We start from the raw sequence: 15,720 nt of genomic DNA, 5'->3' as shown, positions 1-15,720 counted from the left end.
GACCAATAGGGTAGGTATATGAGACGCGCTAAAATTGTGGCTACGTTCGGCCCGGCAATTGCCAGCTATGAAAACACCCTCGCGGTGCTGGAAGCCGGTGTTGACGTTGCTCGTATGAACATGAGCCACGGCGACTACACCGTGCATGACAACACCTACGAAAACGTCCGGAAGGCAGCCGCCGATCTTGGCAAGGCTGTGGCCATCATGGCCGACCTCCAGGGACCCAAAATCCGCCTGGGCCGGTTCGTGGACGGCCCGCACGCCCTTGCCGTGGGTGACACCTTCACCATCACCACCGAGGACGTTCCCGGCACCAAGGACATCTGCTCCACCACGCTGAAGAGCCTCACCGAGGACGTCAACGTGGGGGACGCGCTGCTGATCGACGACGGCAAGGTGGCCCTGCGCGCCACGGCCGTCGACGACGTCAAGGTGGTCGCCGAAGTGACCGTGGGCGGCATGGTGTCCAACAACAAGGGCATCAACCTTCCGGGTGTGGCTGTCAACGTCCCCGCGCTGAGCGAAAAGGATGAGGACGACCTCCGCTGGGCCATGCGCCGCGGTGTTGACCTGGTGGCACTGTCCTTCGTGCGCGACGCCTCCGACATCCGGCGCGTCCACGAGATCATGGACGAAGAAGGCCGCCGCGTGCCGGTGATCGCCAAGATCGAAAAGCCGCAGGCCGTGGAGCAGCTGCCCGAGATCATCGACGCCTTCGATGCCATCATGGTGGCCCGTGGCGACCTTGGTGTGGAGCTTCCGCTGGAGGAAGTGCCGATCGTGCAGAAGCGCGCCATCGAACTGGCCCGCCGCTGGGCCAAACCGGTCATCGTGGCAACCCAGGTGCTGGAATCCATGATCGACAACCCGCGCCCCACCCGCGCCGAGGCATCTGACTGTGCCAACGCTGTGCTTGATGGTGCTGACGCTGTGATGCTCTCCGGCGAGACCAGCGTGGGCAAGTACCCGATCGAAACCGTCAAGGTCATGGCCCGGATCATCGAATCCACCGAGGTTCACGGCCTGGAGCGCGTCCCCCCGCTGGGTACCAAGCCCAAGACCCGCGGTGGCGCCATCACCCGTGCCGCCGTCGAAATCGCCGACCAGCTGGACGCCAAGTACATCTGTGCGTTCACCCAGTCCGGCGACTCAGCCCGCCGCCTGTCCCGCCTGCGGCCGATCAAGCCGGTCTTCGCCTTTACTCCGGTGGAGCAGGTCTGGAACCAGCTGGCGCTGACCTGGGGCATCCAGCCGGTGCTGGTGCAGATGGTTGACCACACTGACGCCATGACCGCACAGGTGGACCGCAGCCTCATGGAGATGGGACTGGTTGAGGACGGTGACCTGGTGGTCATCGCCGCCGGTTCCCCTCCCGGAAAAGCCGGTTCCACGAACTCGCTGAAGGTGCACAAGGTAGGCGACCTGGCCGACTCCACGCGCGCCGGTGAAGTCGCCAGCAACAAGGAAAAGCTCGGCCCCTGGCCGGAACGAAAGAAGAAGGCCTAGGCTTTCTGACACGGAAAAGGACCCCCGCCGGTTTGAACTGCTCCCCAGAAGTTGGACTGAGAAATTCAGTTACAACGCTGGGGAGCAGTTTTGCGTGCAAACAGTTCGTTAACCGAGGATCAGCGCCAGGCCGCTGTAGCGTGGTTTGAGAGAGGCTTTGCGGATACGGCGACAGCCACCTTGCTGGGCGTGTCCCGCTGGCCCGTCAAGAGGCTTCATCGGCGGTGGAAGATCCATGGTGAAGGAGCGCTGGTGACCAAACCGACGAAACGGTCGTACTCGTTCGATTTCAAGCTCGCGTTGGTGGAACGGTTCCTCGCGGGTGAGAGCGCGACGGACCTGGCAGTGGAGGCTGGTTTGTCCTCGCCGGTGCTCCTGAGGACGTGGGCGCAGGTCTATCGTCGCGAAGGCGCGGAAGCCTTGCGCCCGAAGCCTAAAGGTAGACCTCGGAAACCCGACGCCCCACCTCCGGTGGAGATATCCGAGCTGGAGCGCTTGCGGCGGGAGAACGAGCGGTTGCGGGCGGAAGTGGCTTATCTGGGAAAATTACGGGCCTTGAGGGCTCAAAAACAACGGTGAAGGTTCAGGCTCTCATCGCCCTCAAGGCTGATTTCCCTCTTTCGGTTCTGCTTCAGGTGTCGGGTCTTGCCCGATCCACGTTTTTCTATCACCAGGCCCGGCTCGCGGCCCCTGACCCGCAAGAAGAACTCAAGTCTTCCATCCTGGACATCTTCAAGTGGAGTCATGGTAGGTACGGGCACCGCCGCGTGCACAGCGAACTGCTCAAGAAGGGGTGGAAGGTTGCTAAGAAAACCGTGCTGAAGCTGATGGGCGTCCTTCGGCTGTTCTGTAAAGTCAGGCGGAAGAAGCGCTACAACTCCTACAAGGGAGAACAGGGCAGAATTGCCCCGAACCTGCTGGACCGTGAGTTCGACGCCACCGCCCCAAACCAGAAGTGGGTCACCGACCTGACGGAATTCAGCGTCAGTGACCGGAAGCTCTACCTCTCACCGGTCATGGACCTCTTCGACCGGCAAATCATCTCCTACTCCGTTGGCTTATCGCCAAACCTGGAGCTGACCAACAGTTCACTCCGTGCTGCCCTGGCGTTGCTCGACGACGGCCAAAACCCGCTCGTGCATTCAGACCAGGGATTTCAGTATCAGCACACCTCTTGGCGCGGGCTGCTGACCGGCGCCGGCGCGGTCCAGTCGATGTCCCGCAAGGGCAACTGCTACGACAACGCCGTGATGGAGAACTTCTTCGGACACCTCAAGGAAGAACTCTTCCATCACGTCCGGTTCCTCACCGTTGAAGCACTGGAAGCAGCTCTGCACGAGTACATCCACTGGTACAACACCGAACGGATCTCGACAAAGCTTGAGGGCCTGAGCCCGGTGCAATACCGTGCCCAGGCCCTCGCGGCTTAGGATCTTATTTGGCCAGTCCAACTATCGGGGACCAGTTCATTTGGCGGGGGTCCTTTTTTGGTTTGGTCTCTGGTGATTGGCCTGCCGAAATCCCGTGGAATTCGACAGGCCCAATCCAGCGGCTAGTTGACTTGGTTGATGATGGTTTCGGCCACTTCGCGCATGCTCAGGCGGCGGTCCATGGAGGTCTTCTGGATCCAGCGGAAGGCTTCCGGTTCCGTCAGGCCCATCTTGGTGGTCAGCAGGCTCTTGGCGCGCTCCACGAGCTTGCGGGTGGCGAACTGCTCTTGAAGGTCGGAGACCTCGCTTTCGAGTGCCTTGATCTCCTCATGGCGGGAGAGCGCGATTTCCAGGGCCGGAATGAGGTCTGCGGGGGTGAAGGGCTTCACCACGTAGGCCATGGCGCCGGCGTCGCGGGCGCGCTCCACGAGTTCCTTCTGGCTGAAGGCGGTCAGCAGGACCACGGGGGCGATGCGGGCCTTGACGATTTTCTCGGCTGCGGAGATGCCATCCATGACGGGCATCTTGACGTCCATCAGGACCAGGTCCGGCTTCAGTTCCTCGGCCAGCTGGACGGCCTTCTCGCCGTTGTCTGCTTCGCCGATGACGTCATAGCCTTCGCCGCGCAGGATTTCGATGATGTCGAGGCGGATGAGGGTTTCATCCTCGGCCACAACGACGCGGCGCGCCGGCTGGGACGATGGTTTTGACTCCGTCTGTTCAGTCACGGGATCTCCTTGGAAAGGTACGGCGGGGACATCACTATCTTAGGTGTGCGCCCGGTCCAGTACTTGATCTTCATGGTCGGTTGCGGCGTCGGCGGCGCGATTCTGGAATTCAGCCTATCTGCATGTAGAGTAATTCCGCGTACGTGAAGCGATCGCGTTGCTCACAATCAGCTGTGGGCGTAGCCTTTTGCTTCGTGTAATCCGCGCCCGAGTGGCGGAATTGGCAGACGCGCCGCACTCAAAATGCGGTATCGAAAGGTGTGTGGGTTCGAGTCCCACCTCGGGCACAGTGTTTCCGCAGGTCAGAGGCTTTTTCGCCGTTTAGTGTGTACAAGGCTTGACACTTTGGAGCTGTAGGTTGTCGGGCAGGTTTTTGTTGCGGGCCTCAGTGCAGCTATCCGTGTTGCCCCGAAATGCCTGCTCAACAACTGAAGACAAGCCCTCTTTAACGGGTTTCCTTCTTCCCGCGGCACGTGGGCGGTCTTGCCGAAATTTGTCCTCGCCGGGGCAGCCGCTACTAGATCCTTTGCTGCAGAGCCTGCGCAATCCTCTGCGCTGCTTCAATGACTTTGTCACCATGGTCCTTACCGGGAGATGCGATGACGCGGGCCAGTGGCATGGCAAGGCAGACCGCGGCGACGATTCCCTCGTCGGTTTGTACCGGGGCGCTTACCGATCCCAGTCCTGGTGTTCGAATACCGATTGACTCAATCCAGCCAACTGCAGCCAACTCGACAAGGGCGTCATCCTCGGCTGCCAGCAGTCTGCCGCTGGATCCTTGGGGGAGGGGCAGCCTTGAGCCTGGAGGCATAATCGCGCGGAGTTCGTGCTGGCTGTCGGCGCTGAGCAGGCACACGCGCTCATCTCCCCGTCGCACCCACAGTTGCGCCGTTTCGCCGGTCCGGTCCCGCAGTTCGCGGAGAACTGGCATCCCGGCGTTTTCCAGCGCTGAGCGGACGAACCGGTCGCCCAATCGGAAGGTGCCGGCATCGGTGCGGCGGAGGAACCCGTAGTCAGCCAGTTGCAGCGCGAGTCGGTGCGCCGTGGACACCGAAAGGCCGGTCTGCCGTGACAGCTCACTGGCTGACACGGCGGACCGGCCCACGGCATCAAGGATCGATGCGGCGCGCTCGAGGGTGCGGTTGCTTCCGTTGGTTTCAGGAGACGGCATATGAGAAGCCTATGACGCTCGGCTAACCCTTGGTGGCCACGGACTCGACCATCCATTCGGCCACGACTTTCTGGGAGATGGCTACGTCGAGGACGAAGACGCCTTCGTCGTTGGTGGTCAGCCAGTCCTGAAGCTGGTCCAGGTCCGCCAGGGTGTTTGCCTTGATTCCATCGGCACCGAGGGCGCGGCCGACGGCGGCGAAGTCCACTTCGTCGATGAGCATCGCCTGGTCATGCAGCCCCTTCACGGCATACTGGTGCAGCTCTGCACCGTACGCGGAGTCGTTTAGCACCACTACCACTCCTTTGCGGGTGGCACGGAGAAAGGTCTCGAAGTCCGCGAGGCCCATCAATCCGCCGCCATCACCAGTAACCAGCACGGTGGTGCGGTCGGGGCGGGCCACGGAAACGCCCGCAGCGGACCCGAACCCGAGGCCGATCGACTGGAACGCGGTGCCTACGAGGATCATGCCATGCGGGTCCGGGACGGACAGATACATGGGTGCCCAGCCCATAAAATGCCCGCCGTCCATCACTACGGAGCGCTCAGCCGGCAAAATATGCTCCAAAGCGGCGACGACAGCCCGAGGGTTCAGCCGGCCGTCGGGACCAAACTCCTCGGGGTTTTCACTTGGCAGGAACGATCGGAACTCCTGGCTTCCTACTTCGGGAGCATTGTCCCGCCACGTTGTTGTCGTGGCCGCGGTCACGCGTTCCAGCAGGCCTTCGACGAATGGGAGGATGTCCGCCCGAATGTACTCCGCGGACGGCAGGTTACCCGGGTCCGGTTCGTTATCGATCCGGATGATCTTCGTGTCCCTGGGGAACAAGGTGCCATAGCGGGTTTGGAACAGGTTTTGGCTTGCACCCACGACCAAGACCACGTCTGCCTGGCGGGCGATGTCCAGGCGGTGAAGTCTTGTGAAACCGCCTGCGATGCCCAGGTCCCAGGAGCTGTTGAACGCGTTGGCTGCCATAAGCGAGGTCATGAAGAGCGCGCCGAGCCGATCCCCGAGCTGGAGAAGGGGAGCCACGGCGTCGGTCAGGAGCATGCCCCGCCCGCCCAGGATCAGCGGCCGCTTGCCGGCAACGAGGAGCTCAGCCACCCGGTCGAGTTCGCCGGTATCGGCGGGCCAGGCTGGTTTGGCGGGCATCGGTTCGAGGGTCTGGGGCGCAGAGGGCGGGGCCGTAGCCAGGTCGTAAGGGACGGCCAGCACCACGGGCTGGACGCTCTGCAGGGCGAGGTCGAAGGCGCGGTGGGTGATGGCTTCTGCGTTGCCGGGGCCGGCGACAAGGGTGAGCACGCCTGCAGCTTCCGCCGCTTTGGCTTGGTCGATGTCGAAGGGCCGGGCGCCGGTGGAGGGCGCGTCGCCCACTACCAGGACCAGCGGGATCCGGGCTATCCGGGCTTCGGCGAGGGTGGTATAGGCGTTGGTGAAGCCGGCGCCGTAGGTTGTGGTCGCTGCTGCAATATTTCCGGTTGCCCGGTAGTAGGCGTCAGCCATGGCGACCGTGGCTGACTCGTGGCGTGCGGAGGTGAAGGGGCAGCCTCGGCGCGTTAGTCGGCTGATGAGGTGGACGTTGCCGTTGCCCATAATGCCGAACAGGTGCCCTGCGCGCTCCGCGACCACGTCGGCGACGATCGCGGCCACGTGACCTTCATCCGGCAGGGCCGCTGTCCCGCCGGGCAGAACGTGGGTGCTGGTACTCGTCATGGCTTTTCTCATTCCTAGGTGGGTCGGCAGGACAGCTTCAGGGGGTAACAGAAACCGGTGCTGCGTCGCCGTGCTTGCGTGTGAGTTCGGTGAAGGTGGAAGCGTTCGGCCGCAGTGCTGAATCCCTTCCGGGTAAGGGGGAAGCGACCAAAGTAACGGCCCGATACGGTCGTCGCGTTCATACCAAATGGTTGCTGGGCAAGCACGGTCGCTGTCTGAGCCACCCAGGCACCGGAGGCGATTGAGGGGGTGCGGCCGGTGATGGCCAGGACGTTGTCTGTCAGGGTGGTCCTTCATGTTGCCGGCCGGCGACGGCGGCGCCCGGCTTCGTGCCGGGCCGCCGCCGTCGATTCCTGCTGTTAGGCGAGGAACGGGACGATCAGCGACGTCACGAACAGGACCAGCGCTCCGCCGAGCCGGTTGGTCAGGGCTGCGAACGGCATGAGGTGCAGGCGGTTTGCCGCGCTGAGAACTGCAACGTCACCGCTGCCGCCGGTGTCTGCCATGACCAGGCCCGGGGTGATGGATGCTTCGACGAAGTTGAACTTGACCAGCCATCCCAGGATGCCGGAGGTCAGGGTGGCGATGACAACGGTGGAGATGGTCAGGAGGATGAACAGCGGGTTGCTCAGCGAGGCGAGTACTTCGGTGATGTCGATGTAGGTGAGGCTGACGCCGACCAGGAGTGCGGGAACGAGGACGGTGCCGATCAGGTCGCCCCAGTCGGCGGCGGAGTCTTCTACGTCCTGGGGGAGCAACCCGAAGACTTTGACGACAGCGGCCGCGATGATGGCCCAGGCGTAGGGGTGCAGGCCGCCGGAAGGAGGGCTGCGATGAGTTCGCCGAAGACAAAGAGGCTGCCGGCAATAAGCAGGCCTTTGCCCAGGGCGATGAAGGAGGATGTGTCCCGCTTCGGGGGAACGGTGAGTTCGTCGGACCGGCCCTTGATTCGCAGGAGCTGGCCGTGGCCGTTGAAGCCGACGAAGAGCTGCTTTTTCCGCTTGCCCAGTCCGTTATAGATTCCGGCGATGAGGATGCAGACGACGTTGGCCATGACGACGGCTGACATCAGGTCACCCATGAAGGCCGCGGAGTCGCCGCCGGTTTTCGCGGCGTACATTTCGGACATCGGCAGGGCACCCACCCCAAGGCCGCCAGCCATGATGGGGGCTGCGATGAAGAGAATGCCTTCGATGAATCCAAACCCGGTCACGGACGCCAGGAGCCCGACCAGGACGAAGGTAGCGATAAGGCAACCGATGATGGGTACTGCGAAGCGCGGTCCTGCCTTGAGCAGGAGTGCCCGTGGCATGCCAAGGATGGCGCCGGCGATAATGCCGACGACGAAGAAGTCCAGGAAGCCATGGCCGTCGGTGAAGTTCTGTACAACGGTGACCAGGTTCTCGGGCATCAAGCCGAAGAAAGCCAGCGTGGCGGGTGCGAAGGTACACAGGACGGTCGGCAGCCCGAAGTCCCGGACTACCGGGAACAGATTACCGATCCAGATGAACAGCCCACCGAGCAGGATGGTTGCGGCAAATCCGACCACCATGGTGTCGGGAAGGTTGCCGGTGATGGCGGCTGCGAGGACGAGGCCCGCCAGGGTGAGGTAGAGGGGAGCAGGGACGCTGGCGATTTTGAATCCTAAGCGGCCAGGGTAGTGGGTGCCCGGCCGGGCGCCGACAGTTTCGGTGACGGGGTGTCCGATACCGCCGGCGGGGCCGGGGCTTATCTCGCTCATGGCGTCATCCGTTGGTTCGTTGGTGGTTTCCGTGGTTCCTGGGTTTGTTGACATCATCGTCTCCGGAAATGGTGGGTGGGACCTGTTTGTGTAGGAATCAGTGAAGCGTTGTGTGGTTGAGCAGGGGGAGCCGGTCGGGAGTTTTTAGCGCGCCGGGTCCAGCAGCGCGGCGGGGGACTGCGCTACCACGTCGCGGGCAAGGCGTACGGCGTCGGCCAGGCGGTCCTCGTCGATGCCTGTCTCGTGGCCGGCATCGTGCAGGTAGCGGACCAGCTCTTCCGTTGCGATGTTGCCGTGGGCGCCGGGCGCGAAGGGGCATCCGCCGTATCCGCCCAGCGCGGCGTCAAAGCGGACGACGCCGGCACTTACGGCAGCGCCCGCTGTTGCCAATGCCTGGTGGTGGGCGTTGTGCAGGTGGAGGCAGTACTTCAGATCCGGTTCGGCGTCGCGGACGTGGTTCAGGCTGGCAAGCACCTGTTCGGTGGGCGTGGTGCCCAGGGTGTCGGCCAGGCCGACGTCCCTGATCCCCATGTCCGAGAAGGCCCGGACCACGCGGAGCAGGTACTCGGGGTCGATGCTGCCCTCGAAGGGGCAGGTAAAGGCAGTGGAAATGCCCGCGAAGAAACGGGTTTCCGGGTACCGGGCAACGGAAGCGGCGATGCCGGCGAGAGCGTCCTCGATGGCTTGCCCGGCATTAGCAGTGCTGTGCGCCTGGCTAGCGGATGTGACCACCTGGATGTCTGTGGCGCCGGCCTCGACGGCCCGTTCGATGCCCTTCCCATTAAGGGCAAGGCTGGTGTAGGTGACGCCGTTCACCACAGGCAGTGAGGAGATGACGTCGGCGGCGTCGGCCATCTGTGGAACTCGTTTCGGGTTTACGAACGACGCGGCTTCGATGCGTTTGATTCCAGCGGCAATGAGGGCCTGGGCTATTTCCAGCTTGTGGGCAGTGGAGACGATGACCGGTTCGTCCTGCAGGCCATCGCGCAGGAAAACGTCGGTGATGTCCACCTTCATTCAGCGCACCTCCTGCAGTCCGAGGTCATTGATCTCGTCAGCGTTCATCTCTGCGAGTTCCTGGAGGACCTCCTGGGTGTGTTCGCCCAGTTCCGGGCCAACCCAGTTGACCTGGCCCTGATGGCCGGGGATCTTGGGAACAACGCCGGGGAAGCGGATCAGCTCGGGTTCGTTTTCGATGACCACCTCGTGGGTCTGGATCATGTCGCGGGCCAGGTAGTGCTTGTCCACAACGATGCTCGGCGCGTCGTAGACGGGGCCGGCGGGGACGCCGGCGTCGTCCAGCTTGTCCAGGACCTCAGCCAGGGGCATGCTGCCGGTCCAGGCGGAGATGGCGCCGTTCAGCTCTTCCTCGCGGGCACCGCGGCCTTGGGTAGTAAGGAGTGTTTCGTCCTCGGCCAGGTCGTCCCGGCCGATCGCCCGCATGAGCCGGACGAACACGGAGTTTGAGTTGCCCCCGATGACGACCTCGAGGTCGTCGCCGCAAAGGTAGGAGCCGGTGGGGACGACACCGGGCAGGGCGCCGCCGGTGCGCTTCCTGACCATGCCGTAGGCGTCGTAGTCAGGGACGAGTGATTCGAGGAGGCTGAAGACCCCTTCGTAAAGTGCGACGTCGACTACCTGGGAGGTGTCGGTCTTCTGCCCGCGGGCTTTCTGGAGCATGAGCATCAGGGCGCCGATCACCCCGTACAGTCCGGCGACGGTATCGCCCAGGCTGGCCGCCGCACGCCCTGCAGGCCGGTCCGGCTCGCCGGTGACGTAGCGCAAACCTGCGAAGGACTCTGCGGAGCTGCCGAACCCGGCGCGGTTCTTGTAGGGGCCGGTTTGGCCGTAGCCGGAGATCCGGACCATGACGATGTCGGGGTTAAGTTCTTGAAGGACATCCGGGCCCAGACCCCACTTTTCAAGGGTTCCGGGACGGAAGTTTTCGATCACCACGTCGCAGTGGGCGGCGATCTTCTTGACTGCCTTAAGCCCGCCCTCGGAACGCAGGTCCAAGGCAACGGATTTCTTGTTCCGGCCGATGGTACGGAACAGCATGGAGGTCGTTCCCCGGGTCTTGCGCCAGTCGCGCAACTCATCGCCGCCGTGGGGCTTCTCGATTTTGATAACTTCAGCTCCGAAATCACCAAAAATGCGAGTTGCGAACGGTCCGGCGATAAAGCTGCCGAGCTCCAGCACGCGGATGCCTTGGAGCGGGAGGGAGTTCCCCTCAAGGTGAAGTTGCTGCGTCATGTCTGTCCTGCCTGCGTCATGGAATGCAATTCGACGTGATTCTCACTGTGTGGGAGAAGCTTGTCATCGAGCGGATAGACAGTAGCAGCGGATTGTGATCCGCGCAACAAGAAAGTGCAGCTCGATCGGCCGAATTTGCCTTGTGAGCCAAGTCATCTTCTGCTAACGTCTTCCCACTTAGCAAATAAAGCCTCTCACCACATGGGAAAGCTCATGGGGACAAGGCATCCGCGTAGGCGCGGCTTCCTGTCCTGGGGCGGATACTCGGCGCGGGAGCGCGCGCACTTAGCAAGGCAGGAAGACCAATGACTCACTATGACATCGCTGTCATTCCCGGAGACGGAATCGGAACTGAAGTGGTCGACGCGGCTCTGTCGGTACTAAAGGAATGCGAAGGACGCTACGGGCTGAAGCTGAACTACACGTCCTACGACTTCAGCGCAGACCTGTACCGGCGTACCGGACGAAAGATCACTGCGGTCGATATGGATGAGATCGGCAAGAAAGACGCTGTTCTGTTCGGTGCGATGGGGCTGCCGGACGTGCGCGGACCCGAGGGCCTTGAACTGGGCGCCCAGGTTGAAATGCGGGCCCACTACGGGCTCTTCTCAAGCCTACGGCCGGTTCGGCTTTTCCCGGGAGTCGAGAGCCCTGTCAAGGCGAAGAACGTCGACATGCTCGTCATCCGCGAAACGTCCGAAGGGATGTTCGCTGGCCTGGCCGATCATCATGAGCCCAGCGACGAGACTGCGAGTGATCGTATGACCATCACCCGGGCCACGTGCGAGAAGCTCTTCGACGTCGCGTTTTCACAGGCGCGGGCGCGTCGCAAGCGGGGCACTCCCGGACACGTAACGCTGCTGCACAAATCAAATGCTCTGCGCAGCAACGTTTTGATGGAGAAGGTTTTCGACGAGGTCGCGGCTAAAAACTCCGATATCGGAAGTGCAAAGTACTACATCGATGCCGGGTCGATGTACATGGTGACCGACCCGGAACGGTACGACGTAGTCGTCTCAGAAAATATCTTCGGCGACATCCTTTCCGAGATCGCCGCTGGCCTCGTCGGCGGTCTCGGCGTCGCGCCTTCTGCCGACGTCAGCCTCACACGCGGCGTGTTTCAGCCCTCACACGGAAGTGCGCCCGACATCGCTGGCAAGGGCATCGCGAACCCGACCGCGATGATCCTCTCGGCCTCGATGATGCTGGAGTGGCTGGGCGAACGCCATGGAGATGACCTCTGCACTCAGGCAGCACAGAACATCCAAACCGCGGTCGAGTCGGCACTCCTGACGGGACCCCTGGCGCGTGATCTGGGCGGGACAGCCGACACCCAGGAAGTTCTGGAGACCATCCTCAACGCTTTGCCGGCATAGCTGACGGGCAGGCGGCCCGGCATACCCGCCGCGGCCATGACGTCTGACACCGACTAAGAAAGATGCACCAATGACATACAAGGTTTTGTTCGTAAACCCACTGAACGACTACATCGACCGTATTCTGGAATCGACGCCAGAGGGTTTTACCATGAAAGTGATGCCGCTATCGGCTGATCTCGCGGAAATTTGCCGCGAAGCCGAAGACGCCGATTTCCTCATTTCCGGCGTCGATGTTCCCGAAGAGGTATTCCGCGCCGCCAGGAACGTGCAGTTTATTCAATACATGAGCTCCGGCTATGGGCAGCTTCCGGTTGCCGTCCTGGACGAACTCGGCGTTCCGGTTGCGCAAATGAAGACCCACTCCATCTCTGTTGCGGAACACGCACTGACGTTGATGCTGACGGTAATGCGGCGGATTCCAGCCTCTACACAGCTGCTGCGCGACGGAAAATGGCGCGAAGACCTGGATGAGACGTCCTACTCGGAGCTGTACAACAAAACAGTCGGCATAGTCGGACTGGGAAATATCGGACGCTGGATCGGCAAGATCGTCCACCACGGCTTCGGCGCCAATGTGGTCTTCTACGACAACGCGGAGATCCCGTTGACCGTGTCGGAACTGATCCCGGCCCGCACCGTGCCGTTGGAAGAGCTCATGGCGGTATCCGACGTCGTCTGCCTAAGTCTTCCCTTGAACGCGCAATCGAACAAGCTGGTCGGGCGGGACGAACTTGCCCTGATGAAGCGCAGCGGCGTTCTCGTCAATGTCGGCCGCGGCGAAGTCGTGGACCAGGACGCTCTCATCGAGTTCCTGCGCGAGGGACGCATTGCAGGAGCCGGACTTGATGTCTACGAGAAGGAGCCACTGAACACCGCCAGTGAGCTGCTGAACATGGAACAGGTGGTCTGCACGCCCCACATGGCAGGCGTCGGCTGGGAAAACGTTCAGCGCCGCATCGCGACCGTGTGGCAGAACTTCGACGCGGTCCTCCGTGGCGATATTCCAAGCGGAGTCGTAACGGCGACGAAGCGCGCGGTCAGCGTCACGACCGTTTAGAGTCCCCGGGCGGAGCCGCGGCAGTCCGGCGGCTCCGCAGGGGACCTTCATCAGCAGCGCAATGGCCGCGGACACGTCCGGTACTTCAAGCACGTGACAGCCGTGGCAGCCTGTGAAGCCCGACTACGCTGCTGTGAGAACGCCGCAGGAACTCATCGAGACCCGGGTGCTGCGTGAGTTCACACCTAAGGTGCGTCTGTAATGAGCAGTCGTCGAGTAGTCAGCGCCGGGGGAGGCTGCGTCGGACCCGGAATCATCGATGACGGTGTCGATGCACCTAACACCGCGGCGGCAATTGGCGGCATCGACTCCACGCGCCTGGCTGAAACCAACCGGCCGCGGCACGGCGGCGTCCGGAAAATTGAACATGTTGCGATGGCGAGCCAACCCTCCTCGAAGCGGCAGGGGGTAGGGTGTGCCCTAGCCGACGAAGGGGTCACGGTGAGCTACAAATATCGAACTGTTCGGGTTCGCGGTACCGAGCTGGTTGGAACGGTTGCGAGGAAGCACGGGGGTGCGGCTGAGATCTACGAAACGTCTAAAGACCTGAGCACATCGGTAGTTCCTGTGTTCTTCGCGGCAACGGGGGAGATCCGTTTTTTCGACAGGTCAGTGCTGGAGGATGTTGGGGCACCAGCCAGTTGACCGGCCTAGGGATACCGGTTCGGGCACGCCGCGAAGAGATGTAGCGAGTTACCCTAAACGCCGCCTGGTACTGGTTTGGTACCATTAGTGCATGGCTATGAATCTGCGTGTCCCGGACGATCTCGATCGTCGTCTGGACCAACTTGCCGCCGAGGCGCACACCTCGAAGTCGGCTTTGCTGCTGCAGGGTGCGGAGTTGGTGCTCCAGCGTCACCGGCGCACTCGCGAGATCGGTGAGGGTCTGGATTTCGTGATGAGCCATGACGCCGAGCTTTTGACGCGCCTTGAGGATGCGTGACCGAGTACCTCGAGATTGAAGACGCGTTGCAGGTCGTTGACCGGTTCGGGTTCCGTATCCGGGATATCGGTCTGCTGGCCGCGGCTCTGGCGCGTCCGGCAACGACAGTCATGGGTGTGGAAGCTTATCCGCAGTTGGCGATGAAGGCGGCGGCCTTGATGGAGTCGGTGGCGCGCTTCCACCCGCTGATCGACGGCAACAAACGCACAGCGTGGACACTGATGGTTTTGATGCTCTGGATCAACGGTTACCGGCATGACTTCAGCACCGATGCGGCATTTGATCTCGTCGTCGGGGTCGCCGCCGGTGATGTCTCACTTGAAGCCAGCGGCGGGCTGATTGGCAAGCATCTCATCAGGCGCTAGCTAACGGGTTCGGGAGCTTGCCGGCTCGGCGGTTTCCTGACGCGTCGTCCTTGAAAGCGGTGCAGGCCGGTTCAACGGATGGCTCAAAGGAGGTGGCAGCGACCAAGAAGCTCCTGGAAGCTGGCCAGCAGGCGAACGTAGGTCTGGTGCTTTCATGGCGTTTCGTGGTTGCCGGATTGTTGAAGCCGCGGCCGTTCTTCGAGCTGGGCAAAACCTATCAGGACCGGGGACCGCATCCTGCCGCTGGGGGTGCCGTCGTTGGTCCGGAAACTCTAAAGTGACGGAAATGATGTGTGGACACTGTCCACAGACTCGGCTTCGGACCGGGACGTACAGCCCTCGAACCGTCGTGGATTCCGCATGTTTCCGCGCGTTCCCAGTGTCTGCAAGGCCTGGAAGGTAGTTCGAGTCCCACCTCCGGCACAGTGTTTCCGCAGGTCAGAAGCTTCTTGGCCGTTTAGTGTGTACAAAGCTTGACACTTTGGAAATTTAGGGCGTGAGCAGGTTCCGTTGCGGGCCTGACAGCCGTCATCCCTGCTGGGCCCTGATCGGCGGCTCCTTCTGATCGTGCACGGGAAGACGTTCAGCCATCCTGCCTCTGCCTTTCGAGTGGAAACTGATGCCCGGGGCTTTGGGTACCAGCGACATTCCCATCTGGCCCAAGCATCGGGAAGCCTCAGGTTGGGGTCCAAGAACTCTCTCAACCACCGTCAGGAAAAGGAAAACCACCCCCTCCTGAACGGCTGCGGGCTCCTGCCTGACGTCAGATTGGGGTGTTTCAACTTGATGTGTCGATCCCGAGGATGCCCGGTTCTGCAGTAGGCGGGTGAGCGGATCGGTGAGTGCCAGTTCTGCACAAAAGCCTTTATTGAAAGGCAACTGGCCCGTGGGCGTGCTAAAGAACAAGCATTGGTCACAGGTGAGAAACTGCGGTCAATCGGTCTCGAGTGCTGTGCAAAAGAAGCGATCGTCTTCGCACAGATCCGGTGTAGGAGCGCGCCGCCCGCTTCGGTCAATGGAGCGTTCGTCACTGATAATGGGGCATCTGTCGTCATGGAAAGGTCTTTTGAGATACGCCCAGAGTCAGTGCCCGGGCACGGTGGTGGCGTCGGAGTCGTACCGGTCAGTGTGTGTACTGCATTAGGCCAAGGCTTGCGCTGGAAACGTTATGTAGCTTAGGGGTCGTTGATGCCGATGTATTGGGTGGTGGTGTATTCACCGATGCCTTCGGCGCCGCCTTCGCGGCCGAGACCGGATTATTTGACGCCGCCGAAGGGGCGGCTGCGTTGGAGATGAGGCAGGCGTTGAAGCCCATCAGGCCGAGCTCGATCTACTCCGCGACGCGGAGGAGTTTGTCGAAGTCGCGGCTGTAGAGTGAGTACCGGGTTCAGCCCACTTGCGGTGCCCGGAGGGCTTGCCGATCGTGTGGT

15 protein-coding genes, 1 tRNA gene and 1 pseudogene are annotated in these 15,720 nt (G+C 62.0%); 9 read left to right on the top strand and 8 right to left on the bottom strand.

Features of this window, described 5'->3' with window-relative positions; translation table 11 throughout:
- Positions 1–18 precede the first annotated feature (18 nt).
- From pyk to QF038_RS11980, 3 genes are all read left to right on the top strand, one after another.
- On the top strand, positions 19–1,509 hold the full coding sequence (gene pyk / locus QF038_RS11990; protein WP_307610358.1) for a pyruvate kinase: 1,491 nt from the start codon (positions 19–21) through the stop codon (positions 1,507–1,509).
- Positions 1,510–1,761: 252 nt separating this feature from the next.
- Positions 1,762–2,088: a helix-turn-helix domain-containing protein gene (locus QF038_RS11985; RefSeq protein ID WP_307609275.1), complete on the top strand. Its 327-nt coding sequence runs from the start codon at positions 1,762–1,764 to the stop codon at positions 2,086–2,088.
- Complete coding sequence (locus tag QF038_RS11980; protein WP_307609274.1) at positions 2,085–2,939, top strand: IS3 family transposase; 855 nt, start codon at positions 2,085–2,087, stop codon at positions 2,937–2,939. Before QF038_RS11985 ends, QF038_RS11980 begins: the two co-directional genes overlap by 4 nt.
- A gap of 122 nt (positions 2,940–3,061) precedes the next feature.
- On the opposite strand, the gene QF038_RS11975 is transcribed toward QF038_RS11980, so the two are convergent.
- A complete protein-coding gene (locus QF038_RS11975) occupies positions 3,062–3,667 on the bottom strand; it encodes an ANTAR domain-containing response regulator (RefSeq protein ID WP_120691251.1) in 606 nt (201 codons plus the stop codon).
- Positions 3,668–3,872: 205 nt separating this feature from the next.
- Here QF038_RS11975 and QF038_RS11970 point away from each other — a divergent pair.
- Positions 3,873–3,954 (top strand) — tRNA-Leu (locus QF038_RS11970).
- Between the two features lie 230 nt (positions 3,955–4,184).
- Here the strand turns inward: QF038_RS11970 and QF038_RS11965 are convergent.
- The 6 genes from QF038_RS11965 to QF038_RS11940 all read right to left on the bottom strand — a co-directional run bounded on the left by QF038_RS11965 (position 4,185) and on the right by QF038_RS11940 (position 10,546).
- A complete protein-coding gene (locus tag QF038_RS11965) occupies positions 4,185–4,838 on the bottom strand; it encodes an IclR family transcriptional regulator (protein ID WP_307610357.1) in 654 nt (217 codons plus the stop codon).
- A gap of 22 nt (positions 4,839–4,860) precedes the next feature.
- Complete coding sequence (locus tag QF038_RS11960) at positions 4,861–6,552, bottom strand: thiamine pyrophosphate-binding protein (RefSeq protein ID WP_307610356.1); 1,692 nt, start codon at positions 6,550–6,552, stop codon at positions 4,861–4,863.
- Positions 6,553–6,911: 359 nt separating this feature from the next.
- Entirely contained in the window at positions 6,912–7,310 is a 399-nt protein-coding gene (locus tag QF038_RS11955) for a 2-hydroxycarboxylate transporter family protein (RefSeq protein ID WP_307610355.1), read from the bottom strand.
- Entirely contained in the window at positions 7,292–8,347 is a 1,056-nt protein-coding gene (locus tag QF038_RS11950) for a 2-hydroxycarboxylate transporter family protein (RefSeq protein ID WP_307610354.1), read from the bottom strand. Before QF038_RS11950 ends, QF038_RS11955 begins: the two co-directional genes overlap by 19 nt.
- Positions 8,348–8,437: 90 nt before the next feature.
- Positions 8,438–9,310 carry a hydroxymethylglutaryl-CoA lyase gene (locus QF038_RS11945; protein WP_307610352.1) on the bottom strand — a complete coding sequence of 291 codons (873 nt, stop codon included), beginning with the start codon at positions 9,308–9,310 and terminating at the stop codon, positions 8,438–8,440.
- On the bottom strand, positions 9,311–10,546 hold the full coding sequence (locus QF038_RS11940) for a CaiB/BaiF CoA-transferase family protein (protein WP_307610351.1): 1,236 nt from the start codon (positions 10,544–10,546) through the stop codon (positions 9,311–9,313).
- Positions 10,547–10,851: 305 nt separating this feature from the next.
- Between QF038_RS11940 and QF038_RS11935 the strand changes: the two genes are divergently transcribed.
- The 5 genes from QF038_RS11935 (at position 10,852) to QF038_RS11915 (ending at position 14,290) form a co-directional block, all read left to right on the top strand.
- A complete protein-coding gene (locus tag QF038_RS11935; RefSeq protein WP_307610350.1) occupies positions 10,852–11,922 on the top strand; it encodes an isocitrate/isopropylmalate dehydrogenase family protein in 1,071 nt (356 codons plus the stop codon).
- Positions 11,923–11,992: 70 nt separating this feature from the next.
- Entirely contained in the window at positions 11,993–12,982 is a 990-nt protein-coding gene (locus tag QF038_RS11930; protein ID WP_307610349.1) for a D-isomer specific 2-hydroxyacid dehydrogenase family protein, read from the top strand.
- Positions 12,983–13,183: 201 nt separating this feature from the next.
- Complete coding sequence (locus QF038_RS11925) at positions 13,184–13,627, top strand: hypothetical protein (protein WP_307610348.1); 444 nt, start codon at positions 13,184–13,186, stop codon at positions 13,625–13,627.
- Between the two features lie 91 nt (positions 13,628–13,718).
- On the top strand, positions 13,719–13,925 hold the full coding sequence (locus QF038_RS11920) for a ribbon-helix-helix protein, CopG family (protein WP_307610347.1): 207 nt from the start codon (positions 13,719–13,721) through the stop codon (positions 13,923–13,925).
- Complete coding sequence (locus QF038_RS11915; RefSeq protein WP_307610346.1) at positions 13,922–14,290, top strand: type II toxin-antitoxin system death-on-curing family toxin; 369 nt, start codon at positions 13,922–13,924, stop codon at positions 14,288–14,290. The genes QF038_RS11920 and QF038_RS11915 overlap by 4 nt, the downstream gene beginning before the upstream one ends.
- 1,175 nt (positions 14,291–15,465) lie before the next feature.
- Here the strand turns inward: QF038_RS11915 and QF038_RS11910 are convergent.
- A pseudogene (locus QF038_RS11910) lies at positions 15,466–15,665 on the bottom strand (aldehyde dehydrogenase family protein); the annotation flags it as partial.
- Positions 15,666–15,720: the final 55 nt, after the last annotated feature.

It is taken from the genome of Pseudarthrobacter sp. W1I19 (assembly GCF_030817835.1).
In the GTDB taxonomy this organism is placed as follows: domain Bacteria; phylum Actinomycetota; class Actinomycetes; order Actinomycetales; family Micrococcaceae; genus Arthrobacter.
This window is presented reverse-complemented; position numbering and strand designations above follow the sequence as displayed.

What these genes read in the sequence shown, in the direction of transcription:
- QF038_RS11930 (WP_307610349.1), top strand. Translation starts at nt 11,993, where the DNA reads ATGACATACAAGGTTTTGTTCGTAAACCCACTGAACGACTACATCGAC.
- QF038_RS11950 (WP_307610354.1), bottom strand. Translation starts at nt 8,347, where the DNA reads ATGTCAACAAACCCAGGAACCACGGAAACCACCAACGAACCAACGGAT.
- QF038_RS11925 (WP_307610348.1), top strand. Translation starts at nt 13,184, where the DNA reads ATGAGCAGTCGTCGAGTAGTCAGCGCCGGGGGAGGCTGCGTCGGACCC.
- QF038_RS11940 (WP_307610351.1), bottom strand. Translation starts at nt 10,546, where the DNA reads ATGACGCAGCAACTTCACCTTGAGGGGAACTCCCTCCCGCTCCAAGGC.
- QF038_RS11960 (WP_307610356.1), bottom strand. Translation starts at nt 6,552, where the DNA reads ATGACGAGTACCAGCACCCACGTTCTGCCCGGCGGGACAGCGGCCCTG.
- QF038_RS11935 (WP_307610350.1), top strand. Translation starts at nt 10,852, where the DNA reads ATGACTCACTATGACATCGCTGTCATTCCCGGAGACGGAATCGGAACT.
- QF038_RS11920 (WP_307610347.1), top strand. Translation starts at nt 13,719, where the DNA reads ATGGCTATGAATCTGCGTGTCCCGGACGATCTCGATCGTCGTCTGGAC.
- QF038_RS11965 (WP_307610357.1), bottom strand. Translation starts at nt 4,838, where the DNA reads ATGCCGTCTCCTGAAACCAACGGAAGCAACCGCACCCTCGAGCGCGCC.
- QF038_RS11945 (WP_307610352.1), bottom strand. Translation starts at nt 9,310, where the DNA reads ATGAAGGTGGACATCACCGACGTTTTCCTGCGCGATGGCCTGCAGGAC.
- pyk (WP_307610358.1), top strand. Translation starts at nt 19, where the DNA reads ATGAGACGCGCTAAAATTGTGGCTACGTTCGGCCCGGCAATTGCCAGC.